Origin of the sequence: Variovorax stachyos, from assembly GCF_051400855.1 — a bacterium.
GTDB lineage: Bacteria > Pseudomonadota > Gammaproteobacteria > Burkholderiales > Burkholderiaceae_C > Variovorax.
This window is the reverse complement of sequence record NZ_JBLFFN010000004.1, coordinates 175,683-201,910: the sequence shown is the minus strand read 5'-3', so window position 1 is coordinate 201,910 and position 26,228 is coordinate 175,683. Positions and strand designations below refer to the sequence as shown.

Here is a 26,228-nt window from a genome sequence, read left to right as displayed (position 1 = left end):
GGGTGCCCGGCGGCTCACTCGCGTACCGTTGGCTCCCCCGAGGTTCGGGTATGTATCCATGTTCGCCTTCTCGCCCGAGGCGAAGAATGAAGGCATGGCGTTGCCCCGCAACCTCGAGACGTTCTCGGCAGTCCTGCATGCCGAAGGGCCGGAGGCGGCGCTTGCATACCTGAACGAAGGCGTCCCGCACCGCTACAGCGCGGTCTACCGCTTCGCAGGGCCCATGCTGCGCAACGTCCTGCTGCACGACAAGGCAGGCGAGATGCGGCCCGAGTTCCTGGTGGCGGTGCCCTTCGACCAGAGCTTCTGCCAGTTCGTTCTGCGGGATGGTTCGTTCCGCACGGACGACTCGGCCGCCGATCCGAGGCTCAGGAATCACCCTTACCGCGGGGTGGTCGTGTCGTATCACAGCGTTCCGCTGACAACCGCCGCCGGTGACCTGTGGGGCACGCTGAGCCATTTCGACATGACACCTCTACCGCTCTCCGATGTCGAGTTCGAGCTTCTGCAGGCTGCGGCCAGGCTGCTGCCGGGTTTTCTTGCGGAAAGTTGAACGGCGGGAACGCAGGACGCCGTCTCGGAGAAGAGCCCGCTACGGGCTGCCTGCGCCGGGACCCAGCCGCGCGAATGCCTCCGACAGGCAGTCGACGAACGACCGCACGCGCGATGACAGCTGATGACGCTGCGCATAGACGGCGTAGATGTCGGCGCTGGGCGTCCGGTACTGCGGCAGAACCTGCACCAGGCGCCCGCTTGCCAGGTAGCGCGCGATGTCCCACTCGGCGCGCATGACGATGCCGTGCCCATCGAGCGCCCAGCGCACCGCGATCTCGCCGTCGTTGGTGGTCAGCGCGCCACGGACCTTGATGGCCTCGGTGTGCTCCCGAAGTCCCTTCCCGCTTGCGAGGCGCCAGACCCCGTAGGCATCGTTGCCTTGGCGAATGCCGATGCAGTCGTGCCGCGCCAGATCGCCGGGCACCGCAGGAGTCCCGCGCTGCGCCAGGTACTTCGGTGAGGCGCACAGCAGCCGCCGGTTCGGCGCCAGTCGCTTCGCGATCACGCGTGCGTCCGGCGGCTCCCCGAACCGGACACAGACGTCGAAGGCATCCTCGATGAGCGGCGGCGGGTCGGCGGACAACTGCAGCTGGACTTCGACGTCGGGGCAAAGGCGGCAGTAGCGCGAGATGACCGGCGCAACGTGCATGCGGCCGAAGCCCAGCGTTGCATTCACGCGCAGCAGGCCCTTGGGTGACGCCCTCCCCTTGGCCAGGAGCTGGTCCAGGTCATCGAGCTCGCCGAGGATCCGGCGCGCATGCTCCAGGAACACCTCGCCCTCCGGCGTCAGGCTCAGCCGCCGCGTGGTCCGGTTGACCAGCGGCATGCGAAGCCGCTGCTCCACCTGCGACAGGCGCTTGCTGACCGCCGCCGTGGAGACGCCCAGGTTGCGCGCCGCGGCGCTCAGGCTTCCGCCGAGCGCGATCTGCACGAAGAAGCCCAGTTCAGAGGGTTGGATGCCCTGGTTCATGGTCGTTCGATTGTTAACTTCAGGTTAATGGCGGATTGAATCTACCGCCGCGTCGCACCCGGAGGCAAGCACCAGAATCGGCCTCGAACAGACAAGGAACAGCGCAAATGAAGACGTACCGGATTGCAACCATTCCAGGCGACGGCATCGGCAAGGAAGTCGTGCCGGCCGGGCGGGAGGTGCTGGATGCAGCCGCTTCGGCAAGCAGCTTCGAGTTCGAGTTCGAGAACTTCGACTGGGGCGGCGACTACTTCCGCCAGCACGGGGTGATGATGCCGGACGACGGCCTCGATGCCTTGCGCGGCAAGGACGCCATCCTGTTCGGCTCGGCGGGCGATCCGCACATTCCCGACCACATCACCCTCTGGGGCCTGCGCCTGAAGATCTGCCAGGGCTTCGACCAGTACGCCAATGTGCGCCCTACGCGCATCCTGCCCGGCATCGATGGGCCGCTCAAGCGCTGCGGACCGAGCGACCTCGACTGGGTGATCGTTCGCGAGAACTCGGAGGGCGAATATGCGGGTGTCGGCGGCCGCGTTCATCAAGGCCATCCGATCGAGGCTGCCACCGATGTCTCGATGATGACCCGGGCGGGCGTCGAGCGCATCATGCGCTTCGCGTTCAAGCTCGCCCAGTCGCGCCCCCGCAAGCTGCTGACCGTCATCACCAAGAGCAATGCCCAGCGGCACGCCATGGTGATGTGGGACGAGATCGCGCTGCAGGTCTCCAAGGAGTTTCCGGACGTCACCTGGGACAAGGAGCTGGTGGATGCATCGACCGCGCGCATGATCAACCGCCCGGCCACGCTCGACACGATAGTCGCCACCAACCTCCATGCCGACATCCTGAGCGACCTTGCCGCCGCGCTCGCAGGAAGCCTGGGCATCGCGCCGACGGGCAACATCGATCCCGAGCGCCGCTATCCGTCCATGTTCGAGCCGATCCACGGGTCGGCATTCGACATCATGGGCCAGGGCCTGGCGAACCCGATCGGCACCTTCTGGTCGGTCGTGATGCTGCTGGAGCACCTGGGCGAAGCGGAGGCAGCCCAGCGCGTCATGAAGGCCATCGAAGCCGTCACGGCCGACCCTTCGCTCCACACCCGCGACCTGGGCGGCACGGCGACCACATCGCAGGTCACGCAGGCCGTGTGCGCGCGCCTCGCATCAGCCGGTCAGCAGCGACAGGCCGCCTGAAGCGCTGATCTCGCGACAAGGCCGAACGAACGGCGAAGACCGTCAACCTGGAGACAAGAAATGACCCGACGATTCCCGCTCAACCGCCGTAGCCTCGCGGGTGCCGCCATGGCTGCGCTCGGCCTTTCTCTGGCCCCATGGGCCGGTGCCCAGGAGGCATGGCCGACCAAGCCGATCAGCCTGATCGTGCCCTTTCCCGCGGGTGGCACGACCGATGTACTGGCCCGGGCGCTCGCCGACGCGCTGTCCAAGAGCCTGGGCCAGCCCGTGGTGGTCGAAAGCAAGCCGGGCGCGGGCGCCACGCTGGGCGCCGACTACGTCGCAAAGGCCAAGCCCGACGGCCATACGCTGTTGATGGGTGCGGTGCACCACACGATCGCCACCAGCGTCTACAAGAAGCTTCCCTACGACTTCCAGAAGGACCTCGCGCCGATCACCACGGTGGCGATGGTTCCCAACGTCCTGGTGGTCAATGCCGCCCTCACGCCAGCCAGGACCGTCGCCGAGCTGGTCGCATTCGCCAAGACGTCGCCGGCGCCCCTGGCCTACGGATCGAACGGCAACGGCACCGCGCAGCACCTGATCGGCACGCAGTTCCAGGCCAGCACCGGCACGACCCTGCTGCACGTGCCCTACAAGGGCAGCGGGCCCCTCACCACCGACCTTCTCGGCGGCCAGGTGGCGATGTCCTTCGACACCATCACGCCGGTCCTTCAGCACATCAAGGGCGGAAAGCTGCGTGCACTTGCGGTGACCACGGCAAAGCGCTCCGCCGCGCTGCCCGATGTTCCGACGCTCGAGCAGGCCGGGCTGAAGGGATTCGACATCGGGACCTGGTTCGGCGTGCTCGCGCCGGCGAACACCCCGAAGGACATCGTCGCGAAGCTGAACCGCGAGATGGTGAAGATCATCAAGTCGCCGGACTTCGGCGAGCGCATGCAGGCCATCGGTGCGGACCCGATCGGCGACAGTTCCGCCGAGATGGCTACCCGGATCCGCGAAGAGACGGCGAAGTTCGCGCAGCTCGTCAAGGACGGCAAGGTCGTCGTCGAGTAGCTGCGACGCCCCTTCCGCGTTGCGCCGAGCGCGGCCCCTGGGGGGTTTCGAAAGCTGATCGCCATGGGGTTGCAGGCGTTCCAGCACCGAGACAGGCCGGTCGCTTGCCAAGGCGGTCGCGACGCATGTCGCCGCGACTACTCGCGCGTGAGCCTGCGGCCTACATGGCGCCCTGGGCCGACGCCGTCATCCTCGCGAGCCTTATCGCCGGGGCCGGCGACGAGCCTTAGCGGCCGCAGGATTTCGCGCCGCGTCATCCACGAGGATCGAACAAATGGACAGTCCCAGCGACCTGACCATCTCCCGGCGTGACCTGTTGATCGTGGGGGCTGCCACGGCCGCCACGACCGCCGTTTCACCCGATGCCACCGCAGCGCCCGCCACCAGCGGCGGCACGGTGCCAGCCGCCAAGGTGTCCCTCGAGGTGAACGGCACGCGCCGCACCCTCGATCTCGACACGCGGACCACCCTGCTCGATGCCTTGCGCGAGCACCTGCACCTCACCGGCACCAAGAAGGGCTGCGACCACGGACAGTGCGGCGCGTGCACCGTTCTGGTGGACGGCGTGCGGATCAACTCATGCCTGACGCTCGTCGTGATGCACGACGGCAGCAAGGTCACGACCATCGAAGGCCTCGGCACGCCGAGGAGCCTGCATCCGATGCAGGCCGCCTTCGTCAAGCACGACGGCTACCAGTGCGGGTACTGCACGCCGGGGCAGATCTGCTCGGCGGTCGGCGTGCTCGACGAGATCCGCCAGGGCATTCCCAGCCACGTCAGCGCGGACCTCACGGCGCGGCCGCTGCTCTCGGCCGAGGAACTGCGGGAGCGCATGAGCGGCAACATCTGCCGCTGCGGTGCCTATTCGAACATCGTCGATGCGATGTCCGAAGTGGCGGGAGTCAGGACATGAAGCCCTTCACCTACGAGCGCGCGAAATCGCCGGCGCAAGCCGCCGCGGCCGTGGCCCGCGACCCGTCCGCGAAATTCATTGCCGGCGGCACCAACCTGCTCGACCTGATGAAGCTGCAGATCGAGGCGCCGACGCACCTGGTCGACGTGAACGGCCTCGCGCTGGACAAGATCGAGCCCACGCCCGAAGGCGGGCTTCGCATCGGCGCGCTGGTGCGCAACACCGCGTTGGCCGCCGACGAGCGCGTGCGGCGCGACTACGGCGTGCTCTCGCGGGCGCTGCTGGCCGGGGCCACGGGGCAACTGCGCAACAAGGCGACGACGGCCGGCAACCTGCTGCAGCGCACGCGCTGCCCCTACTTCTACGACACCGACCAGCCCTGCAACAAGCGCCAGCCGGGCAGCGGCTGCAGTGCGATCGGCGGCGTGAGCCGCCAACTCGCCGTGGTCGGAAGCAGCCACGCCTGCATTGCCACCCACCCGAGCGACATGGCGGTGGCGATGCGCGTGCTCGATGCAACGGTAGAGACGGTGCGGCCCGATGGCCGCCCGCGCGTCATCCCGATCGCCGATTTCCACCGCCTGCCGGGCGACACCCCGCACATCGAAACGACGCTGGAGCGCGGCGAGCTGATCACCGCGGTCACGCTGCCGCGGCCGGTGGGCGGAACCCAGCTGTACCGCAAGGTGCGCGATCGCGCGTCCTACGCCTTCGCGCTCGTCTCGGTGGCCGCGATCGTGCAGCGCAACGGCGCAGGCAGGGTCGCGCTCGGCGGCGTGGCGCACAAGCCGTGGCGCGACGAGGCGGCCGAAGCCGCGCTGCCGCAAGGCGCCGAGGCGGTGGCCAGCCGGCTACTGGCCGGCGCCCAGCCGACGCATGACAACGCATTCAAGCTGCCGCTGGCGGAGCGCACGATCGCCGCTGTGCTGGCACAAGCGAGGGCCTGAGCCATGAAGTTCGACACCCCCGCCACCACCAACCCGATCGACCAGCTCAAGGTGATCGGCAAGCCGACGGACCGGATCGACGGCCCGCTCAAGACCACCGGCATGGCGCCCTACGCGTACGAGCGCCATGACGTCGCGCCCGACGCCGCGTATGGCTACATCGTCGGGGCTGGCATCGCGAAGGGCCGCATCGCCTCGATGGACCTGCGCGCAGCGCGCGCGGCGCCCGGCGTGCTGGCCATCGTCACTGCGGACAACGCCGGCAAGCTCGGCAAGGGCAACTTCAATACCGCGAAGCTGCTGGGCGGGCCCGAGATCGACCACTACCACCAGGCGGTGGCGCTGGTCGTCGCGAGGACCTTCGAGCAGGCGCGTGCCGCGGCGCAGCTGGTGCGCATCGAGTACACGCGCTCGGAAGGCCGCTTCGACCTGACGACACAGAAGGAGTCGGCCCAGATGCCCAAGCCGACGGAGTTCACCGGTCCGCCGGAGACGAAGGTGGGCGATTTCGCCACTGCCTTCGCCGCGGCGCCGGTACAGATCGACGCCACTTACACCACGCCCGACGAGTCGCACGCGATGATGGAGCCGCACGCCTCGATCGCGGCCTGGAGGGGCGACAAGCTCACGGTCTGGACCTCGAACCAGATGATCGACTGGGGCGTCGGCGACGTTGCAAAAACGCTCGGCATTCCCAAGGCCAACGTCCGGCTGGTCTCGCCCTTCATCGGCGGCGGCTTCGGCGGCAAGCTGTTCGTGCGCGCGGATGCGGTGCTCGCCGCGCTGGGCGCGCGGGCGGCACGGCGGCCGGTCAAGGTGGCGCTGCAGCGGCCGTTGATGATGAACAACACCACGCATCGGCCGGCCACGATCCAGCGCATCCGCATCGGCGCCGGGCGCGACGGCAGGATCACCGCCATCGCCCACGAGGGCTGGTCCGGCGACCTGCCCGACGGCCAGGCCGAGACCGCCGTCAACCAGACCCGCCTGCTGTACGCCGGCGCGAACCGCCTGACGACCACGCGGCTGGCGGTGCTCGACCTGCCCGAAGGCAATGCGATGCGCGCGCCGGGCGAGGCCCCGGGCATGATGGCGCTGGAGATCGCGATGGACGAGATGGCGGAGAAGCTCGGTCTCGATCCGATCGAGTTCCGCGTCCTCAACGACACGCAGGTCGACCCCGAGAAGCCGGAACGCCCCTACTCGCAGCGCCAGTTGATCCAGTGCCTGCGGACAGGCGCGGAGCGCTTCGGCTGGAGCCGCCGCAACGGCCAGCCGGCCCAGGTGCGCGAGGGGCGATGGCTGGTCGGCATGGGTGTCGCCGCGGCTTTTCGCAACAACCTGCTGACGAAGTCGGGCGCACGCGTGCGACTGGACAACCGGGGCATGCTGACGGTAGAGACCGACATGACGGACATCGGCACCGGCTCGTACACGATCATCGCGCAGACCGCCGCGGAGACGATGGGCGTCCCGCTGCAGCGGGTGCTCGTGCGGCTGGGCGACTCGGCGTTCCCCGTGTCGGCCGGCTCCGGCGGGCAGTGGGGCGCGAACAACTCGACCTCGGGCGTCTACGCGGCCTGCATGAAGCTGCGCGAGGCCATCGTGCAGAAGCTCGGCATCACCTCGGCCAATGTGGAGTTCACGGACGGCCTGGTGCGCGCCGGCGAACGTGCGGTCCCGCTCGCCGAGGCCGCCGGGCCGAACGGCATGGTGGCAGAGGACGCGATCGAATACGGCGACCTCGACAAGAAGTACCAGCAGTCGACCTTCGGCGCGCACTTCGTGGAAGTCGGTGTCGATGCCGACACGGGCGAGATCCGGATCCGGCGCATGCTCGCCGTCTGCGCGTGCGGGCGCATCCTGAACCCGAAGAGCGCGCGCAGCCAGGTGATCGGCGCGATGACGATGGGCGCCGGCGCCGCGCTGATGGAGGACCTCGCGCTCGACAAGCGCCGCGGCTTCTTCGTCAACCACGACCTGGCAAGCTACGAGGTGCCGGTACACGCCGACATCCCTCACCAGGAGGTGATCTTCCTGGACGAAGCGGACCCGATCTCTTCACCGATGAAGGCCAAGGGCGTCGCCGAGCTCGGCATCTGCGGCGTCGGCGCCGCGGTGGCCAACGCCGTCTACAACGCGAGCGGCGTCAGGGTGCGCGACTACCCGATCACGCTCGACAAGCTGCTGGCGCGCTTGCCGCGGGTGGCATGACGATGCGCGCCCTGAGCTGACCGCACCCCGCGTCGACATCCTGGCCCGCTGAATAGCGCAGCTTGGTCAGGATGCCGCGCTGGTGCAGCGTGCGCGCCATCTCCTTGCAGCGCTCCCACGAGGGGCGACCGAAGTCCACGCCATCCACCGCGTTGAAGGGGATCAGGTTCAGCAAGGCGTACTTGCCGGAGAGCAGCCGGACGATGCCTTCGACCTCCTCTTGCCCGTCGTTGACGCCTTCCAGCAGCGTCCACTGGTACTGGATCGGGTAGCCGGTGGCCCGGGCGTAGCGTTCGCCCGCGGCGACCAGTTCATCGGGCGTCATGGCCGGCGCGCGCGGAAGCAGCTTCCTGCGCAGATCGGCCCGGGTCGTGTGCAACGAGAGTGCCAGCGCCGGCCTCACGCGTCCCTGGAGAAGTCTCTCGAAGACACGTGCATCGCCCACCGTGGAGAACACCAGGTTCTTGTGGCCGATGTCGCCGGCCGTGCCGAGCAGGTCGATGGCCTCCATCACGTTGTCCAGGTTGTGCGCCGGTTCGCCCATGCCCATGAACACCACCTTGCGCACCGGCCTGCGCCGGCGCGCGAGGGCGACCTGGGCAACGATTTCGGCGCTCCCCAGCTGGCGCAGCAAGCCGTCGCGGCCTGTCATGCAGAACCGGCATCCGACCGCGCACCCGACTTGCGACGACACGCACAAGCCGGCGCGCGGAAGCAGCACGCTTTCCACGGTCTGGCCGTCCGCGAGGGCGACCAGCAGCCGCTCCGAACCATCGGCGCCGGGATGGACGGCGTGGATGCGCGCCAGCGCCGCCAGTTCGGCCTCGATGGCCGGCAGCGCCGCCAGCAGCGAAGAAGGGAAGAAGCTCGCCGGCAGCCGCTTGCCGCTGTCGCGCGGCAGCGCATGGGACCACAGCCGCAGGATCCGGTGCTCGTGGAGGGGGCCTGCTCCGGCGTCCCGCAGTCTCCGCTTGAGCTCAAGGATTCGCATGCGCTGCATCCTTCAGGCACGCCTCGACCCAAGTCAGGCTGCCGGTGTCGAGGGGGAGTGAGCTCATGAGGCCATTCTGAAGCAAAAAATCTGCTTCAAGCATCGCGACAGGCGCGCTCAGCGCGGGCCTGTTCGGACTGCCTGCCGCGGCGACGGGCCTTGCCGATGATGATCGGCCAGCGTTTGAGCTGAGTTCGCGAGACGCGTCAATCGTTCTCGCGGGCGGACTCCTCCGGCCGGCTGCGATCCTGGTACGGAGAGCTGCCCTGGTTCCCGGACTCGCCGACGCCCGCGTCGCCAGGCCGCACCGGCTGATTCCTGGCCGTCGTCGCCGGCCCATCGTTGGGCCCCACGATCTCATCGCGTTCCGCGGGCGTCTTCGCCTCCTGCTTCATGGCTTTCTGTGCGGGCGTGGGCGTGTTCTGCTGCGGGGTCTTCGGCTGGTCTTTCATGGTGCTTCCTTCGGTTTTCAGAGTGGAAAGCCAGATTGACGCCGGCCTTGACGTGCCCACGTAGGAGCGGACCCAGCGCAGGCGCAGGCAAGCCTCGGGCGCCCGGCGCGTGCGCCGGCGAAGCGTGGACGTGCCCCATGGGCCACCGCCCTACACAAGCTGCGGCTGAGCGCCGACGATGGCGACCATCGGTGACGTCGTATCAATGGGTCCGCCGGTCGGCTCGACCGTCTTTTCATCCTTTCATCCAAGGAGTTGCCATGGAGAACTATCCCGAATCCTTGAGCCCCGGTTCGGCCCAAGCCAACCAGACCGCTGAAGAGAAAGCCAACGCCGCGGAACTTGCGAAGCAGGCAGCGCGCCAGGTGATCGACTCCGGAAAGGAGTACGCCCAGAACGCCGTCAACGCCGCCGGCAAGAAGCTGACGGCAGCGAAGGAGCAAATGGGCCGAGCCGCCGAGCAAGGCACCCACTACGTGGCCGAGCAACCCGGACGCGCCGTCGCTATCGCAGCGGCAGGCGGCGTCATCCTGGGTGCGCTGCTCATGAGCGCGATGCGCAGCCGCCGCTGATCCCACAACTGGCACCAACTGCCTGGAGAACAAGATGAACATAATCATTTGGCTGATCGTCGGCGGGATCATCGGCTGGATCGCCAGCATGATCATGAGGACGGATGCGCAGCAGGGCCTCATCCTCAACGTGGTGGTGGGCATCGTCGGTTCGGTCATCGGCGGCTGGCTCATTGCGCCGCTGCTGGGTTCCGGGACCGTCAATCAGAACGACTTCAGCATCATGGGGCTGGTGGCCTCGCTGATCGGCGCCGTGATACTGCTTGCGATCGTCAATCTGTTCCGGCGAGGCAGGGTGCGCTAGCTGTCGAGTTGCAATAGGTTGTTCCCGCCAGGTCGGGAAGCGGGAGGCATGTAGCCCAGGGCGGAGCGTGGCGTGCGGGGCAGGGGTTGTAGTAGCTCAGGAACGCAGACAGCCAAGCCGCGCGGCCCGATCCGCTAGGGCTCCTCAACGCCAGCAGCCAGGGCCGCTGCCTACTGGCGATCAAGCCGGAAGGTCAGTTCGGTTCGCCGGGTTACGCCACTTAGGCAGACAGGTTGACGTCATCCTTGTAGCCATTCGGATCCGTCTGCAGGAACCGGCCAGGCTCAGCGAGTAGAAGCGCGCCTTGTAGTGGCATAGCGCGACTCGCCGATGAGTTCCTGGCCGGTGTACCTGAACCGCGGCCCCGACGTGGTGTTGGACTACCCGTAGAGCCCATAGCTGTAAATGTCCGTGAGGCACCCGTCGCATTGGCCGTGCGCGCGATGGTACCCAGGTGGTCCGCATAGAGCCAGTCCTTGGGTGTGGTGCCTGACGCTTCATACCAGACGCTCGTTAACTGCGGCTTCGGGACTGGGACTAGTGTGACTCCGTTCCATCTTTTCGTCAGTCACTAGCCTTCCTCAGCAAGGTCGCGCAATGCCTCGGCAAGCAGGCTACCGTCACTTGGCGTTATAGCGTCCATGTCGGCGTTCCGTTTCAACAACCAGAGGACATCTGCCACTCGACGAATAGAAGGTTGCAGATCATCGGTGATGACGCCGTCGAAGCCTAGAAGGGTGAACGCATGATCCAAGCCGATCACTCCATCAGCGAGCAAGACCGCCGTTCAGACGGGTTCTGCGGCTCACATCGAAATAGAAACCTTCCAGCACCACAATAGCCAATGCCACGAGGCGCGCCGGATCTTTAGACCACTGGTAGCTCACAAGCGACGACTCTACTTCCGGTGGAAGACCAAGGCCTCGGCCGTACATGGAGGCCGCCCATTCGTTCGCTTGCTCGGATCACGCCCAGAGAAACCCGGACGGAATAATTTCCAAAGAGATCTTGCGGCGCTTTCATTAAGCATCGTCACTCCTGTTGGTTAGAACGTCCACCAGGACACGCTCTGCTGGAAAACTCGGAAGAATATTCTCGTATGGCGCATTGATGGTCGTCGTGCCAGTCCATTCATCAGGAAATTGCCGTTCGCCTGCGTGCTTACCGGTGTGATTTTGGTGCTGGTGCGCTACCTTTCCATCGTTGGTGACCTCATGGGTCCGGGAGATCAACCATCAATCGGACTGGCTCAACTGCTTCTCTAGTTGAACAATCAACGATTCGACTTGCATCTGTTCAGATGGCGTCAGCGCTCTCCGCTCTTCAACCACATCCGCATTGATCTGCTCAAGGTTCAACACGGTGTCGAAGACGTTCTGTTCCCAGAATTCTTGGCCGACTGCGCGGGCGGCGCCTTCGAGCCTGGACAGAAGCTTGTTGAGTGAAATCTTCCCCTCACGGAAATCGGCAATACCAATATGCATCTGCGCGAGTTGGCGAGATTTGAATTCATCCATCGCTGCGGCCCTTCACTTGATTATGACTGTGACAACTTTTCCGCCCTCGATCACTACCGTGAGCCGGCCATCCGGACTGGTGTGGACGGTTCTACCAGGCTTGTTTCCGGGCGTTCGGCTGCCGGACCGCCAAAGGCGACGCCTGCGATTGAGCTCCGCCAGCTCAATCCGTGGTGGGCAGCGCCTTTCACCAGGCGCCGCCGCCGGCCGCGGCATGCCGAAGAAGCTACTTCGCCGCGGCCAGGCCTTGCGCAGTGGTCAGGTGCTCCTGAAGCACCGGCAGCGTCAGGTTCGCCCATTGCTTGATGTCGGCATCCTCGGCCGAGCGGACGGCATCCTGGAACAGCTTGATGTCGGCCTGGTGGTCGGCGATGCCGACCTCCCGAACGAAGGCGCGGTCGAAGGCTGCGCCTTCGTGCTTTTCCAGCGCGGCGATCTTCCGTTTCTTCTCTTCGGGCATGTCGTTGGGCAATTGAACATCCTTGCTCGCGGCCAGCCTCCTGAGCTGGTCGTTGGATGCGGTGTGATGTTGCACCAGCATGCTTGCGAACTTCTTCACCTGCGGCGAGCGCGCTCGTTGCGCCGCCCGCCTGGAGACCTCGACTTCATACAGCCCGGCCTGGGCGGCGCTGCGCAGGAAGACGTTGTCCCCGTCGCTGACCTTTCTTGCGCCGCCCGTGAGCCCGCCGCCGGAACGGGGTGGGTCGGCAGCCGCCGCCGAACCCGCGATCACCGCGGCCGCAAGGGCGATCAAGATGCGCCGCTTGTTCAAGGGAAGCGATTCATCGTTCATGGTCTGGCTCCAGTCATGAAGCCGCGGCGGCCCTCGCCAGCCGCAGCGGCTTGTTCTCGAGCTGTGGCGCGCCGGGCAGCCCGGTCACTTCCAGGATCTCCTGCTCGCCGAGCGTCTCGCGCTCCAGCAGCGCCGCGACCAGCGCGTCGAGCGCGCGGCGATGCTCGAGCAGCAGGCGCTTCGCCGACTCGTGGCACTCGCCGATGATGCGCTGCACCTCGGCATCGACCACGCGCGCCGTCTCCTCGCTGAAGGGCCGGTCCCCGCCCAGGCCGAGCGCGCCGCCCAGGTACCGGTTCTCGCGCGGAGCAAGCTGCACCATGCCCAGCTTGTCGCTCATGCCCCAGCGCGTCACCATGTTGCGCGCGAGCTGGGTCGCCTGCTCGATGTCGCTTTCGGCGCCGGTCGTGCGGCTGCCATAGACGATCTCCTCGGCCGCGCGGCCGCCCAGCATGCCGATGATGCGGGCGCGCAGGTAGGCCTCGGGGTAGTTGTAGCGGTCGGTCTGGGGCCGCTGGTAGGTCACGCCGAGGGCCTGCCCACGCGGCACGATCGTGACGCGATGGACCGGGTCCGCGCCGGGCACCACCAGGCCGAGGATCGCGTGGCCGCTCTCGTGGTACGCAATGCGCTCGCGGTCCTCGGCACTCAGCAGCAGCGGCCGCTCGGGCCCCAGCACGATCTTCTCGAGCGCATCCAGGATGTCCTTGTGCCTCACCCGGTCCTGGCTGCGCCGCGCGGCCAGCAGCGCCGCCTCGTTGACGAGGTTCTTCAGGTCCGCGCCGGAGAGCCCGGGCGTCGTGGATGCGATGTCGGCCAGGTCGACGTCCGGCGCCAGCGGCACCTTGCGGGTATGGACCTTCAGGATGGCTTCGCGCCCGTTCTTGTCCGGCAGGTTGACGACCACGCGCCGGTCGAAGCGGCCGGGCCGCAGCAGCGCGCGGTCGAGCACATCGGGCTGGTTGGTCGCGGCGAGCACGATGATTCCCTCTCGTCCCGAGAAGCCGTCCATCTCCGTGAGGATCTGGTTCAGCGTCTGCTCCTGCTCGCCCGAGCCGCCGACCGCGATCTGGCCGCGGGCCCGGCCGATGGAGTCGATCTCGTCGATGAAGATGATCGAGGGCGCGTGCTCGCGCGCCTGCTTGAACAGGTCGCGCACGCGCGCGGCGCCGACGCCGACGATCATCTCGACGAACTCGGCCGCGCTCATCGAGAAGAAGGGCACGCCGGCCTCGCCGGCCACCGCCTTGGCCAGCAGCGTCTTGCCGGTGCCCGGCGCGCCGATCAGCAGCACGCCCTTGGGTGCGGTGCCGCCGAGGCGGGTGTACTTCTCGGGCGACTTCAGGAAGTCGACCACCTCCACGAGTTCGTTCTCCGCCTCGTCGATGCCGGCCACGTCGGCAAAGGTGACGCGGGTCTGCATCTCCAGGTCGTAGCGTCGCGCCTTGCTGCCGCCCAGGCCCATCAGCCCCATGCCGCCGCCGCCGGCGCGGCGAAACATCCAGACGTAGAACAGGATGATGAGCAACGCCGGACCGAAGCCGAACAGCAACGAAGCCCAGCCTCCGCCCGCCTGCAGCGGATCGGCACGGATCTCGACCTTATGGTCGATCAGGAAGGTCTCGAGCCCCGGACTGACGAAGGTCGGCAGCGTGGTCTTGAAGGTCTCCACCTGGCGCGGCTTCACCTGCACCGGCGCCGCGCGCGGCCCCGTCGTTTCGCCCGGCGGCGGCCAGGTCACCGGCTCGACGAAGCGCCCTTCGATGTTGGCCCCCTGGCTGTAGATCGACTGCACGTTGCCCTTGGCGACCTGTTCCTTGAAGGCCGTGTACGGCACCGTGGCCGGCGCCGCCGGGTCGGGGAACAGCAGCCGCATCAGGAAGTAGTTGGCCAGCAGGATCAGGGCGAAGGTCAGCCACGCCTTGCGCGGCGGCAGCGCGGACTGGTTGCCCGGCCCGGGCGGCTGCCCAGGCGGCGCAGCGGGGCGCTGAGCTTGCTTGTCGCGGGAGAGCGTCGGCCATGCCATGTGCGGGTCTCCGAAGTGCGGAGTTCATGGTAACCATGCTTCGTCTTCGCTTCAGGCGCGCGGCAGGATCAACCGGAACGCGCTGCCCTGCCCCGGCACGCTCTCCAGCACCACCCTGCCCCCATGCCGCTGGGCCACGGTCTTGACGAAGGCCAGCCCGAGGCCCGCTCCCTCGACGTGGAACCCTGCGCGGCCTCGTGCAAAAGGCTCGAAGAGCTGGGCCCGAAGCTCCTCGTCGATGCCCGGTCCCTGGTCCTGCACGAGCACGGCCCATTCGTGCGGCAGCGCCTCGATGGCGCAGCGCACCGACGAACCGGCGGGCGAGAACTTGAGCGCATTGCCCAGGAGGTTGGTGATGGCCCGGGCCACGAGGTCCCTGTCGATGCGGCTGTGCGCCAGGTCCGGCGCCGGCGACATGACGATCTCGATGCCATGGCGCCGGGTCGCTTCCCACGCATCGTCCACGCATTCGAGCAGCACATCCACCAGGTTGCAGGACTCGAAGCGGTAGCTGTGCGACTGCGCCCGCACCAGCTGCGTGAAATCGTCCGCGAGCCCCAGCGCCTTCCTGGCGTGGCGTTCGATGCGCTCCTGGACCTGCTCCGGCGCCAGCGCGGAGGGATTCTCCCGCTGCAGATTCAGCAGCGCGAGGATGGAAGCCAGCGGCGCGCGCATGTCATGGCTGAGAAAGCGCATCGCATCGTCGCGCTGGCGCTGCAGGTTTCTCAGTTGCTCGGCCACCTGTCCCAGCGCATCGATGCGACGGCCGACGAAATCGCCGCTGCCGAGCGCGGGGCCCGACAGGCCTGCCATGCGGCTGTCGGCGTGCAGGCGCCTGAATTCTTCCATCAGGTAGCGGGTGGCGGCATCGAGCTTTCGCCAGCTCCAGAGACCGTAGGCCGCGGCCACGCCGAGCATGCCCGCGGCGGGCGCGAACTGCAGGCCGTAGCGCGCTGCACCCGCAGCGGCCGCCACCGGCAGCAGCACCAGGGTCAGCGTGAGCAGCAGCGCCGCAAGCGGGCCGACGAAGGCCATGCCCGCCAGCGCGAGCAGCGCCGGAAGAAGATTGAACGCCGCGTTCAGCCGCGCGGGCAACGGGGCCATGCTGCGGCCGCTCTCCAGGCTGTCGAGCACGTTCGCCGACAGCTCGACGCCGGACATCAGCCTCGAGCGGTTCGAGACCGGCGTGGCGTACAGGTCGCCCAGCCCGGCCGCGGTGGCGCCGATCAGCACGTACTTGCCCTCGAAGGTGCCCGGCGCCACCGTGCCGTCCAGCACGTCGACATAGGACACCTGCCGGAAATGCCCGGGCGGCCCCGCGAAGGAGATGGTCAGCCGCCGCGAACGCTGCCAGGCGGGCACGCCGTCCGCATCGCCGGCTTCGGCGTCGCCCTTGCGAGGCGGGGCATCGGCCCGGCCTTCGCCGATCTTGCGCATGGCGACGCTGAAGTGGTCCCACTGGCGGCCGCCCAGCCCCTCGCGCAGGTACACGCTGCGTGCCACGCCGTCGTTGTCGATGTCCAGGTGCACATGCCCCAATGCTCCCGCGCGGCGGCGCAGGGCGGGCAGCGGCTCCACCACGACAGGCTCGCCGTTGTGGCTCTGCATCATCAGCGGAAGCACCACCTTGCCGCTGCGGCCCAGCGCGGCGGCGAGCGCGGCTTCGTCGGCCGGGTAGCGCTGATCCGGCTCGATCAGGAGCAGGTCCATGCCGATGGCGCGCGGCCCATCCTTGTCGATGCGGTCGATCAGCTGGGCATGGAAGGAGCGCCGCCAGGGCCAGCGGCCCAGGGCCGCGACGCTCTTGTCGTCGATCGCGACGATCACCACCGCGCTGCGATCGGCAGGGCGTGCCTGCAGGAACATCAGCGCGTCCTGCAGCCAGCGGTTGGGCCCCTGCAGCCAGCCGGTGCGGTCCACGACGAGCACCAGACCCGCGACGAGGATCGCCAGGCCCAGCCATTCGAGCCAGCGCCACGGCAGGCGAGGCGATGAGGCGGTGGTGCGATGGTCAGGCATGCGCGGCGAATGCGTCTTCGCAGAAGGTGCGGTGAGGCGCTACTGCCGGCCGATGGGACGGCCATCGCCGTCATGAACGGCGCTGCCGCTCGCATCGCGCACGACCGGGCCGATCCGCACCGCCTGCGGCACCGAGAAGGCGCCCGCATCGCCCTGGGGCGTGATGGCCTGCATCCGCACGTAATAGGTGCCGGGCTGCAGTGCCTTCAGGTGCAGGAAGGCCTCGGAGTGCGTCTCTGCCTGGACCAGGTCCGCGAAGCCGCCGTCGCGCGCCACCTCCACGCGGTAGCGATAGCCGGGCAGCGCCGACCAGTAGAGCTGCAGCGCCCCGTCGGCGTCGCCGAACCTGGGCGGCGGCGGCACCGGCGGCGGCTCCACCACCTCGAAGCGCCGGGCTCCGCTGAACGGCCCCTGGTCGGTCTTTCCGTCGGGCGCGAGGGCGACGGAGGCCACGCGCCAGAAGTAGCGGCCGACAGGCAACCGAACGGAGCGCCGGCATTCCTGGAGCTCCGAATCGTCCATGCGCAAGTTCTGGAAGGACTCGTCGCTCGCGACCTGCAGCCTGAAGTGCCGGATGCCGGCCGGCTGCGCGCAGCTGAATTCGACCGTGCTGCCGACGATTCTTTCGCCGGGCGCAGGCCCTTGCGAGAGCGGCGCGACCGGCCGCGCCTTGACGCGGAGCGCGCGCGTGCTCTCGAGCCCGGTGAGGCCTTCCGCATCTACGCCGCGCACTGCCACCGTGTAGTCGCCATCTTCGAGGCCGGCGAACTGCAGTTCGCCGGTTTCGAACAGGCCGTTGCGCACGACCTGCTCCATCGCCGGATCCCTCGCGATGCGGACGCGGTACGCCGCCACGCCCGGCACGGCAGGCAGCGGCAGGCGAACGAAGTCGGCATCGGTGATGGTGGCCGGCAGCGTTGCAAGCCGGGGTGCCGCGGGCAGCTGGCGCACGGGGCCGACCGTGCCGGCACGGCTCACGCGCGCGCCCTCGCCCGCTTGCAGCCGCTGCTCGCGCACGCCGCGCGGGCCCGAGCTGCGAGCGCGGCCCTTCAGATCGACGGCGCCGTGCGTGACCTCGCCGGTGACGCCGGCATCGGGCTGGATGGCAACGCCGAACTCGGTACCGCGCACGCTGGCCACCGCCAGCGGCGTGCGGATCTCGAAGCGGCCCGATCCGCCGCGCAGCGGCTGCGCCGAGACATCCACACGGCCCGAATCGAGCTGGATCAGGGTTTCGTTGGCCTGCAGTGCCTCCTGGCGACGGACGCCGGCGAGCCGCACCGTCGAGTTCGCCGGCACGCGCACCACCGAGCCGTCGCTCAGCGCAAGTCGCAGGTAGCCGTCGGCTCCGACTTCGATGCGGGTGCCCTCCGCCAGGCGCGCGCCCGCCTGCACGGGCTGCGCCTGCGCATCGTTCGCGGCGAACTGGCGGACTTCGCCCGTGACGTAAGCCACGGTCGCGAAGCTCGGCCCGAAGACCAGCAGCGCAGCCGGGATGCGAACGCGTGTGCCAGGCTCGATGCGATGCGGATCGGCGATCTTGTTGTGCTGCTGCAGAAGCTGCCAGCGATCGGAGCGGCCCGTGTATTGCTCGGCCAGCCCATAGAGCGTCTCGCCGGCCTGCACCGCATGCACGAGGTCCGGCTCGGCGGCGGCGGCCGGGGGCGAGAAGGCCAGCGCCGCGTGCAGCGCCAGTTGCAAGGCGGCGAGGCACTGCCCGATGCGGCTCGCGTGGCGGCGTGCGGCTCGCGCCGCCGGCTCACGCGACATGGCCGTCATCGTTGCCGAGCACTTCGAAGCGGTAGCCCTGTCCGTAGATGGAGGCCAGCCGATAGCCGCTGTCGGGACGCAGGCCGAGGACGGTTCGCACGCGGGAGATATGCGTGTCGAGCGAGCGCGACATCAGCTCGGTCCCGGGTGGATTGGCGACGCCCCAGATCGTCTCCAGCAAATGCTTGCGCGAGATCAGGCGCCCCGCGTTGCGGAACAGGAACAAGGCCAGGTCGAACTCCTTCTGCGTGAGCGCCACCGGCTTGCCGTCGATCTCCAGCTGGCGGCTCGCCAGCACGAAGCGATAGCGTCCCCATACCTGCTCTTCGGGCGGCGGGTCCATGTAGGCGCGTCGCAGCAGCGCCCGCACGCGCGCTGCCAGTTCGCCGACGCGCACCGGCTTGACCATGAAGTCGTCCGCCCCCGCGGTCAGGCCCTCGACCACGTCCCGCTCTTCATGGCGATTGGTGACGAAGAGGATAGGAATTCGCGCCTGCACATTGGCACGGACCCATCGCACGATCTCGGGGCCGGTGATGTCGGGCAGGTGCCAGTCCAGCACCAGGAGATCGAAGGTCTCGCGCTGCAGCTCGCGCCGCAGCGCCGCCCCCTCCGAGAAGACGTGGCAGTCGTGCCCGATGGCTTGCAAAGTGCACCTGACGAGGTCGAGCTGATCGACGTCGTCGTCCAGTGCGGCAACTCGCATTTCTTGTACTACCTTATTGTTGAGCGCCCGCAACGCAGCGAGGCTTCGATGAGCGAGAAAGTGTACTGGTCAGGTGACGCGGAAGCCGCGGCGGATTGTCAAACAATGTCAATTCCAGCCCGCTCGTGTAGGACTGCACACCTGTTCGTCGCACGTCCTGGATGACGCCGCCGTCGCTCGTTGGCACCAATTCTTATGCATTGTCAATTCGATTGTCTGGCGTGCAAGGCTTGCCTACATTCACGCTCCAGACACACCCGGCCCGGGTGCGTGCGGGCAAGGCAAGACGCCTGCCCTCTTGAACTTTCAATTTTTCTGAACGCATGCACACGTCCCATATCGCAACAGGAAACGAAGCGCCGCATGGCGCCTTTCCCCAACCTCTCGAACTGCTGTATCGCCTCGCGAACACGAGGCTGCCCATCCGCGTCGTCGACGATGGCGAGATCGAGACCTTGAGAATCCTGAAACTGGCCGGCTCCATCAAGGCCGCCATCCCGGAAGCCATGCATCCGGCTGGCGGCCTGCACCGCAGCCAGCGACAGCTGCCGGCAACGGTGGACGAGATCACCCGGCTCGGCCGGACCATGCTCGAACGCTTCGCCCGCCCTTCTCCTCGAAGAACGCTGGCCTGCTCGGCGGGCCACTGAGCGCAGGCACCGCAGGTCCTTCGACCATGACCAGCATCTTCAACCAGCCAGCCTCCGGGTGCCCGGCGCCCACGACCATGGATCTGCTGGACAAGGCGCTCCAGCAGGACAACCTGCGCGCCTGGGCGCTTCGCCTGGGCCTGTCTGAAGAAGCATTGCGCACTGCGCGAAGCCGGGGCCGGCTCTCGCCGGTGATCGCGGGTGCGCTGGCCGAAGACCTTCACCTCGATCCGGCCCAATGGATGATCATCGCCGTGCTCGAGACCGAACGCGACAGCGCCTGCAAGACCCGGATGGTCCAGCGCTTCAGGAAATCGTGGCCGTGCCTGCGCGACGCGCGCGCAAACAAGTCGTGACTGCCGGCAGCGGTCGCGAGTCCAGGCGTCTTCGCGTCTGCACATGAGTCAGAAACCCGACTGCTGAATCACGACCGACACGGCGTTGTCGATCCAGTTGCGCGCAATACTCTCGCGCGTGCCTTCGAAGTGCACTGTCACCTCGCGCACCGCAGCCAGCGGGCTCTCCGATTCGCCCTCCACGAGAACGCGGAACCACGCTTGCGCCGGCCGCAGCTCGGTCTTCGGCCGCGTCGGGTTGAGCGCGATCGGGCCGCCGTGGTCCTGCGCCAGTAGCAGGTGCGGCAGGCGCTTGACGGGGCTCCCGTCGATGGCGCGCACCTGCCCTTGCAGCTTGCGCGTGCGCCCCTTCACGATGACCGTCGCCGGGCTGCCGCGCGACAGGCGCTGCCGGTCATGCTCGGGCACCAGCGCCTCGACGCGCCAGCGCCGCCCGTCGACCACCATCGCGATGAGCTGCGACGGCGCAACCCAGGTGCCCTGCCCCACCAGCGGGTCGACGTCCCGCACTTCGCCGGGCTGCGAGGCGACCAGCCGCAGACGCAGCAGCTCGGCCTCGCGCGCGCGGCCCTCGGCCTCCCAGCGGCTCGCCTGCTGCTCGGCCACCGCCAACTGCGCGGCAGGCCCTTCGTCCAGGCCCAGCGCACCGCGCGCGGCACGCGTGTAGGCCAGGGCCAGGGCGCGCGCCTTGTCGCGTTCCTCGGCCTGGGTCGGGGCATCGAGCATCAGCAATTCGCGACCAGCCTGGACGTCGGCGCCTTCCGCGATGTCCAGTGCCGTCACGCGTGCCGCGAAGGGCGAATAAACGGGCTGCTCAGAGCCGGCCTTGATCACGCCCGGCGCGCTGATCCCGGCATGCCACGGCACCCACAGCACCAGCCCTGCCATCACGATTGCAAGCAGCCATCCGAGCTTGCGCCGGCGCGGGATCTCGGCGCGGCGCTCGCGCCACACGCGCAGTTCGGCCATCACCGGGCGGCCGACGAAGACGACCATCTCGACGAAGAAGAGGAACACGCCGAGGGCCTTGAAGAAGGCGTGGTAGACCACCAGCGCGATGCCGACGAACAGCACCAGCCGGTAGAGCCAGGTCGCGAACGCGAAGGCGATCAGCAGCCGACGGAAGCCGCTCGACAGCGTCTCCGGCAGCGGGTCGTCCAGGCCGAGCAGCCAGCGCCGCAGGAAATGCCTTGCCTGCTGCCCCGCGCGCTCGTGCAGGCCCGGGAAGTCGATCGCGTCGGCCAGCATGTAGTAGCCGTCGAAGCGCATGAAGGGGCTGGCGTTGATCAGCAAGGTCATCACCCAGGCGGTGGTGGCCAGGAAGAACAGCGCGCTGCGCAGGTCGCCATCGGGCAGGAAGGCCCAGAGCAGCGTCGACCATGCTGCCAACACCAGTTCGGAGGCGATGCCCGCCGAGGCGATCGCGAAGCGATGGCGCGAGCGCTCCAGCTTCCAGCTCTCGCCGGTGTCGGTGTAGGCCATGGGCCACATCACGAGCAACGCCACGCCCATGTGACCGACGCGCACGCCGAGCTTGGTGGAAACCAGCGCGTGGCCCAGCTCGTGCAGCAGCTTGGAAACGAGCAGCGCGCCGGCGAAGCCCACCACCCCTTCCCAGCTCAGCGCGCCGCGGAGATTGGCTTCGACCGTGTCCCATTGCCGGGCCGCGAGCACCAGGCCGCCGACCGCGGCGAGTGCGCTCAGGCCCGCGAACCAGCGCGTGAACAGCCACCCCACCCAGGGCAGGAGCCGCTGCAGCCACTGCGCCGGCCGCACCAGCGGGATGCGGATGAACAGGTAGTTGTCGAGCAGCCATCGCCAGAGCGGCATCGGTGCCTTCTGCCGCGCTGCGCGCAGCAGTTGATGGCGCTCGAGGAAGCTGCGGAACCCGTCCACGTCGTCGGGCGCGGGCGCCAGCGTGGTGGCATCGGCGACCTCGCGGGCGATGCGTTGCGGATCGGCCAGGCACCAGCGCTGCAGGATCTCGAATTCGAGCCAGCCGATGCGAAAGAAGAGATTGCGCACCGGATCGCAGATGTGCCACGCGGGCGAACCGTCGCGGTTCGCGCCCGCTGCATGGATCTGCAGTTCTTCCCGCAGCGAGGGCCAGGGCGCGGGGCCGGCGGCGGCATGGCTCAGCATCCGCACCACTCCCGCATCGCCGCGAAGGGGCGGCGGAACATCAGGTAGCCCAGCACGATCCAGTCGCCCGACACGCGCGCCGTGCCGCGCAGCCCGATGCGGGCGACCGGCGCCGTCTCTTCGAGATGTCCACGCAACTGGTAGCTCGCAACGCCGTTCGGCGCCTCGACGGCCTGGTAGCCGGCGTAGTCGAGCCGCGCGGAGACGGGATCGAGCGGCGCGACGCGCAGGAACAGCGTCATCGGCGCGCCCGGCGCGAGGTTGACCGCCTCGCTGACCGGTGCCCACGCCTGCACGCCCAGCGAGGCCGGGTCGGCCAGCAGCCCGACGCGCTCGCCCGTCTGCACCGGCCGCCCGGCCCAGTCGTCGGGATCGGAATAGACGAACACGCCCTGCGCCGGCGCCTTGATCGACAACTGCGCCACTTCGCGCTGCAGGCCGGCCACCTCGACCTCGCGCTCGCGCAGCTTGCCTTCGGCCAGGTTGAGCTCGGCCTTGGCGCTTTGCGATTCGATGGCGCGCTGCGAGGCCTGGTGCAGTTCGAGGCGCGCGCTGGCCAGCGCCGCCTGCGCCACGGCCAGGCGGTTGAAGAGCGTGGTGTCGTCGAGCTCGGCGAGGGTCTGCCCGGCCTCGACCGGCGTGTTCGGCGGCACCACCATGCGCTTGATGACGCCATCGCGCGGCGAGGCGATCACCTGGCTGCGCAGGGATACCACCTCGGCCTGCACCAGCGCGTACTCGCGCACCGGCACGAGCAGCAGCAGTGGAAGCAGCAGCAGCGACCAGCGCAGCGCCTTGCGCGCCCAGAGCCCTTGCCACAGCGTGCCGATGGAGCGCCGCCGGCCCGTGAGGGCCCACCAGGCATGGCCATAGGTCGCGGCGGCCTGCAGCAGCAGGTACTCGGGCGCCCCGGCGTCGAACTCGGCAGGCCACGGCGTCTCTCGCGCCAGGAACAGGACCGCTCGCACGCGGCCATCGGGTCCCGCGAGCGGCAGCGCCCAGACATGGTCGGGCAGCCAGTCGGCCCAGGAGGCTGCGAGCGCCGGCGGCAGCATCGCCGGTGCCAGCGCCAGCACGGGCGCCGCGGCGGGCAGCGCATCGAGCTGCGGCCGCAGGTGGTCGGCCACCTCCGCGAGCCACAGCGCATAGGGGGAATCCGCTTCGACGTCGGCCAGCCCCGAGTGGCCCACCAGCCGCGTGCGCCGCGCGCCGAAGTAGCCGACCAGCGCCGCCTGCCGGTAGCTGGCGAGCGCGTGCGTCTCGTTGCAGATGACGAAAGCGAGATCGGCCGCACGCGGGGCGGCGCGCACCTTCGCGGCCAGCGCATGGAAGGCCAGGTCGGTCATGGCTTATTTCCGCGGCGCACGAGGCTCAACGCCGCACCGGCGCGCGAACCTGGCCGCTCATGCCGGGCAGCACCTGGCCGCTGGCGCTCGCAAGCTCGGTCTCGATCTCCACCGTCTGGCTTACCGCATCGACGCGGCCGGCTATGCGCGTGACCTTGAGTTCGCAGGCGCTGCCGGTCTCGTCGACCATGCCTTCCAGCCGCTCGCCGGGCTTGAGCCAGGCCAGCCATTGCGAGGGCACGTTCATCCGCGCCTTGAGGGGGCCGCTGCCGACGAGTTCCACCACCGGCGCGCCGGGATTCACGCCCTGCCCCACCTTGACATGCACGCGCGCGACCTTGCCCGCGAACGGGGCCACGAAGGCGCATTGGCCCAGCTGGGCGTCGAAGATGCGGATCTGGCTCTGCGCCTTGTTGACGTTGGCCGCGGCGAGCTCGACCTCGACCTCGGCCGCCGACTGCAAGCCCTGCAGCTTCATCTTGGCCTCGTACTGCACCCGCGCTGCCTCGGCTTCGGCGCGTGCCGCATCGCGCCGCGCCTGGACCTCGGCGCAGTCGAAGGCGGCCAGCAACTGGCCGGCGCGCACCGTGTCGCCCAGGCTCGCCGGCACCTTGGCGAAGCGCCCGGCGACGGACGCGGAGAGGATGCTTTCCTGCGATGCCACGACGAGGAAGCGCACCGGTGCGGCACTGGGCGCGCCCTGCACGGGCGCACGCGCGGGCACCGGCTCGGCGGCGGCCTGCAGGCCGACCCCGTACGCACACAGAGACAGAGCGAGCAGGCCGATGGACCTGACAGTCCTCGTCACGGCTTTTGCGCCACGGAGGCGCCGCTGCGCGACAGGCGCCGCACGTCGGAGATCACCGACAGCGTCGCCGCCTCGGCGAAGGCGCCGAGCGCTCGCTCGGTGGGCGCGTTGGGCAGGAAGCTCGCATAACGCTGCGACAGCAGCTGCCGGCCGCCCGGCTCGGACAGCGTGACGCGCCACTGCGCACGCGCGGTGGCGCGCGAATCCACGCGCTCGAAGCTCAGTGTCAGTGCCAGCGCGTCGCCGCCCTGCGCCGTCTGCAGGTCGTTGCGGGTGACGATGCGCTCGACGGCGCCGCGAACCGCGGCCTCGCTCACGCCGGAAGGCAGGTTCTCCACGCGCACGACGATCGGACGGCTGGCGGTCTGCACGGCGGCGGTCTGCACGAAGGCCACCTTCTCGCCTTCGGCCAGGCTGTTGTCGATGGCCTTCGCCAAGGTCGGCAGGTCGGTGCCGGTCACGGTGTCGGGCAGGAGGTCGATGCCCACCGAATTGAGCACGCGGGCATACGAAGCCTGCGTCGCCGCGTAGGCGGTGGCCAGGTAGAAGCGCGAGACCAGCGCGCGCGAATCGGTGCGCAGCGACTCGAGCTCGCTTTCGAGCCGGTTGCTGCTGCCGGCGCGCGAGACGCTCGCCAGGCGCTGGTCCACGCGGCTCGATTCGGCCGCCAGCTCCTGGTCCACCAGGGCCAGCTTGTAGCGCTCCACGGATACGCGCACCTGCGTGATCACGGCCATCGAGAGCGCCAGGCGGCGCGCCTCGTCGTTGCGCACGCGCGCTTCGTTGGTGCGCTTGATCGCCGGAATGGCCGCGAGGCGGAACAGGTCCATCGAGACGCTCACGCCCACATCGCTCCAGCTGTTGTTGTAGAGCAGCTCGTTGGAGTCGTAGCGCGGGCCGGCGTACAGGTTGAGGCTGGGGAACAGCGCGGCGATCTGCTTCTTGGTCTCGTTGACGCCGACGCGCGCCTTGTAGTCCTCCTCGCGCAGCTCGGGCCGGTTCTCCAGCGCCGCGCGTTCGAGCTTGTCGATGTCGAGCGTGGCGGGGGCCAGCGCGTCCACGGGCCCGTCGACCAGGGTGAACTCGGTGCCCGGGGGCAGGCTCATGAGCGCGGCGAGCTCGCGCTTGGCGAACTGCATTTCCTGGCGCTTGAGGTTGACCAGCGTCATGGCGTCGAGCAGCGCGCGCTGGTAGGCCAGGCCCTGCGCGGGCGGCAGCACGCCGGCGCGCTCGGCCTCGCGCGACTTCGCGAGCGCGTCCTCGATGCGGGTGGCGAGCTGGTCGGCGTCGGCAAGCAGCCGCTGCGCACCGAGCGCGCGCCAGTAGGCGTTGCGCACGTCCTGCACGATGTTCTGCAGGATCTTGCGGCGGCGCTCCTCGGCGATGTTGACCTCGTCAGCCGCCTGCTTGGCGCGGAAGTAGGCCAGGCCGAAGTCGAGCGCATTCCAGGACAGCGTGGCGCGGCCGTAGTAGTGCGAGCGTTCCTCCGAGGTGGAGGGCCGCAGGCTGACGACGCGGTCCTCGATGCCGATGCTGGTGCCGCCCGAGTCGTTGCTGCGGTCGTTGTAGCCGGCGTCGGCCACCAGCTTGGGCAGCATGTCGGCGGCCGAGACGTCGAGCAGGCCGCGTGCGAGCGCGCTCTCCATCAGCTTGAGGCGGTAGTCGAGGTTGTACTTGAGCGCCCGGGCCAGTGCGTCGGAGTAACTGATGGGCGCGGCGACCGGCGCCTGGTCCTTGTACATCTGCGCCTGGTCGTTGGCGACGCGCTGCGCCACCTCGTCCGGCGTCACCTGCACCGGGTTGACGCTGCAACCGGCGAGGAGGATGGCGACGGCCACTGCCATCAGGCTCGGGACGCCGGGGAGTTTCGATTTCTTCACGTTGACTCTCTCATGTTGGGTTTGGAAGATGGATCCGATGGGTGC

General features: G+C 68.6%; 24 protein-coding genes and 1 pseudogene. 10 read left to right on the top strand and 15 right to left on the bottom strand.

Annotation, left to right across the window (positions count from 1 at the left end):
- Positions 1 to 58: 58 nt before the first annotated feature.
- A complete protein-coding gene (locus ACMGEZ_RS09125) occupies positions 59 to 553 on the top strand; it encodes a GAF domain-containing protein (protein ID WP_436821943.1) in 495 nt (164 codons plus the stop codon).
- 39 nt (positions 554 to 592) lie between these two features.
- Here ACMGEZ_RS09125 and ACMGEZ_RS09120 read toward each other — a convergent pair whose 3' ends face one another.
- The gene (locus tag ACMGEZ_RS09120; protein WP_436821942.1) at positions 593 to 1,525 is read right to left on the bottom strand and encodes a LysR family transcriptional regulator; all 933 of its coding nucleotides are present in this window, start codon (positions 1,523 to 1,525) and stop codon (positions 593 to 595) included.
- A gap of 107 nt (positions 1,526 to 1,632) precedes the next feature.
- Between ACMGEZ_RS09120 and ACMGEZ_RS09115 the strand changes: the two genes are divergently transcribed.
- From ACMGEZ_RS09115 to paoC, 5 genes are all read left to right on the top strand, one after another.
- Positions 1,633 to 2,721 carry a tartrate dehydrogenase gene (locus tag ACMGEZ_RS09115; RefSeq protein WP_436821941.1) on the top strand — a complete coding sequence of 363 codons (1,089 nt, stop codon included), beginning with the start codon at positions 1,633 to 1,635 and terminating at the stop codon, positions 2,719 to 2,721.
- 60 nt (positions 2,722 to 2,781) lie between these two features.
- Positions 2,782 to 3,777 (top strand): Bug family tripartite tricarboxylate transporter substrate binding protein, encoded by a 996-nt coding sequence (locus ACMGEZ_RS09110; protein WP_436821940.1) that lies wholly within the window; start codon positions 2,782 to 2,784, stop codon positions 3,775 to 3,777.
- A gap of 274 nt (positions 3,778 to 4,051) precedes the next feature.
- Positions 4,052 to 4,690, top strand: coding sequence for an aldehyde dehydrogenase iron-sulfur subunit PaoA (paoA, locus tag ACMGEZ_RS09105; RefSeq protein WP_436821939.1), 639 nt, complete (start codon positions 4,052 to 4,054; stop codon positions 4,688 to 4,690).
- Complete coding sequence (locus tag ACMGEZ_RS09100; RefSeq protein WP_436821938.1) at positions 4,687 to 5,637, top strand: FAD binding domain-containing protein; 951 nt, start codon at positions 4,687 to 4,689, stop codon at positions 5,635 to 5,637. The genes paoA and ACMGEZ_RS09100 overlap by 4 nt, the downstream gene beginning before the upstream one ends.
- 3 nt (positions 5,638 to 5,640) lie before the next feature.
- Positions 5,641 to 7,851: an aldehyde oxidoreductase molybdenum-binding subunit PaoC gene (gene paoC, locus ACMGEZ_RS09095; protein ID WP_436821937.1), complete on the top strand. Its 2,211-nt coding sequence runs from the start codon at positions 5,641 to 5,643 to the stop codon at positions 7,849 to 7,851.
- On the opposite strand, the gene ACMGEZ_RS09090 is transcribed toward paoC, so the two are convergent.
- On the bottom strand, positions 7,808 to 8,842 hold the full coding sequence (locus ACMGEZ_RS09090) for an RNA methyltransferase (protein WP_436821936.1): 1,035 nt from the start codon (positions 8,840 to 8,842) through the stop codon (positions 7,808 to 7,810). The genes paoC and ACMGEZ_RS09090 overlap by 44 nt on opposite strands.
- A gap of 206 nt (positions 8,843 to 9,048) precedes the next feature.
- The gene (locus ACMGEZ_RS09085) at positions 9,049 to 9,294 is read right to left on the bottom strand and encodes a hypothetical protein (RefSeq protein WP_436821935.1); all 246 of its coding nucleotides are present in this window, start codon (positions 9,292 to 9,294) and stop codon (positions 9,049 to 9,051) included.
- Between the two features lie 260 nt (positions 9,295 to 9,554).
- On the opposite strand from ACMGEZ_RS09085, the gene ACMGEZ_RS09080 reads away from it, so the two are divergent.
- Positions 9,555 to 9,866 (top strand): hypothetical protein, encoded by a 312-nt coding sequence (locus ACMGEZ_RS09080; RefSeq protein WP_436821934.1) that lies wholly within the window; start codon positions 9,555 to 9,557, stop codon positions 9,864 to 9,866.
- Positions 9,867 to 9,900: 34 nt separating this feature from the next.
- Positions 9,901 to 10,170, top strand: coding sequence for a GlsB/YeaQ/YmgE family stress response membrane protein (locus ACMGEZ_RS09075; protein ID WP_436821933.1), 270 nt, complete (start codon positions 9,901 to 9,903; stop codon positions 10,168 to 10,170).
- On the opposite strand, the pseudogene ACMGEZ_RS09070 reads toward ACMGEZ_RS09075, so the two are convergent.
- From ACMGEZ_RS09070 to ACMGEZ_RS09035, 8 genes and pseudogenes are all read right to left on the bottom strand, one after another.
- Positions 10,167 to 10,294 (bottom strand): annotated as a pseudogene (locus tag ACMGEZ_RS09070) (IS481 family transposase); the annotation flags it as partial. The gene ACMGEZ_RS09075 and the pseudogene ACMGEZ_RS09070 overlap by 4 nt on opposite strands.
- Before the next feature lie 447 nt (positions 10,295 to 10,741).
- Positions 10,742 to 10,924, bottom strand: coding sequence for a hypothetical protein (locus ACMGEZ_RS09065; RefSeq protein WP_436821932.1), 183 nt, complete (start codon positions 10,922 to 10,924; stop codon positions 10,742 to 10,744).
- Between the two features lie 481 nt (positions 10,925 to 11,405).
- Positions 11,406 to 11,687: a hypothetical protein gene (locus ACMGEZ_RS09060; RefSeq protein ID WP_436821931.1), complete on the bottom strand. Its 282-nt coding sequence runs from the start codon at positions 11,685 to 11,687 to the stop codon at positions 11,406 to 11,408.
- Between the two features lie 226 nt (positions 11,688 to 11,913).
- Positions 11,914 to 12,480, bottom strand: coding sequence for a DUF4142 domain-containing protein (locus ACMGEZ_RS09055; RefSeq protein WP_436821930.1), 567 nt, complete (start codon positions 12,478 to 12,480; stop codon positions 11,914 to 11,916).
- A 13-nt stretch (positions 12,481 to 12,493) separates the two neighbouring features.
- The gene (gene ftsH / locus ACMGEZ_RS09050) at positions 12,494 to 14,506 is read right to left on the bottom strand and encodes an ATP-dependent zinc metalloprotease FtsH (RefSeq protein WP_436821929.1); all 2,013 of its coding nucleotides are present in this window, start codon (positions 14,504 to 14,506) and stop codon (positions 12,494 to 12,496) included.
- 51 nt (positions 14,507 to 14,557) lie between these two features.
- The gene (locus tag ACMGEZ_RS09045) at positions 14,558 to 16,525 is read right to left on the bottom strand and encodes a CHASE2 domain-containing protein (protein WP_436821928.1); all 1,968 of its coding nucleotides are present in this window, start codon (positions 16,523 to 16,525) and stop codon (positions 14,558 to 14,560) included.
- A gap of 39 nt (positions 16,526 to 16,564) precedes the next feature.
- Positions 16,565 to 18,295, bottom strand: a complete 1,731-nt coding sequence (locus tag ACMGEZ_RS09040; RefSeq protein WP_436821927.1) for a FecR family protein — start codon at positions 18,293 to 18,295, stop codon at positions 16,565 to 16,567.
- Positions 18,285 to 19,001, bottom strand: a complete 717-nt coding sequence (locus ACMGEZ_RS09035) for a response regulator transcription factor (RefSeq protein WP_436821926.1) — start codon at positions 18,999 to 19,001, stop codon at positions 18,285 to 18,287. The genes ACMGEZ_RS09040 and ACMGEZ_RS09035 overlap by 11 nt, the downstream gene beginning before the upstream one ends.
- Before the next feature lie 323 nt (positions 19,002 to 19,324).
- Between ACMGEZ_RS09035 and ACMGEZ_RS09030 the strand changes: the two genes are divergently transcribed.
- Positions 19,325 to 19,651, top strand: a complete 327-nt coding sequence (locus ACMGEZ_RS09030) for a hypothetical protein (RefSeq protein WP_436821925.1) — start codon at positions 19,325 to 19,327, stop codon at positions 19,649 to 19,651.
- Between the two features lie 26 nt (positions 19,652 to 19,677).
- A complete protein-coding gene (locus ACMGEZ_RS09025) occupies positions 19,678 to 20,007 on the top strand; it encodes a hypothetical protein (RefSeq protein WP_436821924.1) in 330 nt (109 codons plus the stop codon).
- Positions 20,008 to 20,055: 48 nt separating this feature from the next.
- Here ACMGEZ_RS09025 and ACMGEZ_RS09020 read toward each other — a convergent pair whose 3' ends face one another.
- Genes ACMGEZ_RS09020 through ACMGEZ_RS09005 form a run of 4 tightly spaced genes read right to left on the bottom strand, consistent with a single transcriptional unit; the run spans position 20,056 to position 26,183 of the window.
- Complete coding sequence (locus ACMGEZ_RS09020) at positions 20,056 to 22,149, bottom strand: site-2 protease family protein (protein ID WP_436821923.1); 2,094 nt, start codon at positions 22,147 to 22,149, stop codon at positions 20,056 to 20,058.
- Positions 22,143 to 23,495, bottom strand: coding sequence for an efflux RND transporter periplasmic adaptor subunit (locus tag ACMGEZ_RS09015; RefSeq protein WP_436821922.1), 1,353 nt, complete (start codon positions 23,493 to 23,495; stop codon positions 22,143 to 22,145). The genes ACMGEZ_RS09020 and ACMGEZ_RS09015 overlap by 7 nt, the downstream gene beginning before the upstream one ends.
- A gap of 25 nt (positions 23,496 to 23,520) precedes the next feature.
- Complete coding sequence (locus ACMGEZ_RS09010; RefSeq protein ID WP_436821921.1) at positions 23,521 to 24,303, bottom strand: efflux RND transporter periplasmic adaptor subunit; 783 nt, start codon at positions 24,301 to 24,303, stop codon at positions 23,521 to 23,523.
- Positions 24,300 to 26,183, bottom strand: a complete 1,884-nt coding sequence (locus ACMGEZ_RS09005; RefSeq protein ID WP_436821920.1) for a TolC family protein — start codon at positions 26,181 to 26,183, stop codon at positions 24,300 to 24,302. The genes ACMGEZ_RS09010 and ACMGEZ_RS09005 overlap by 4 nt, the downstream gene beginning before the upstream one ends.
- Between the last annotated feature and the right edge of the window lie 45 nt (positions 26,184 to 26,228).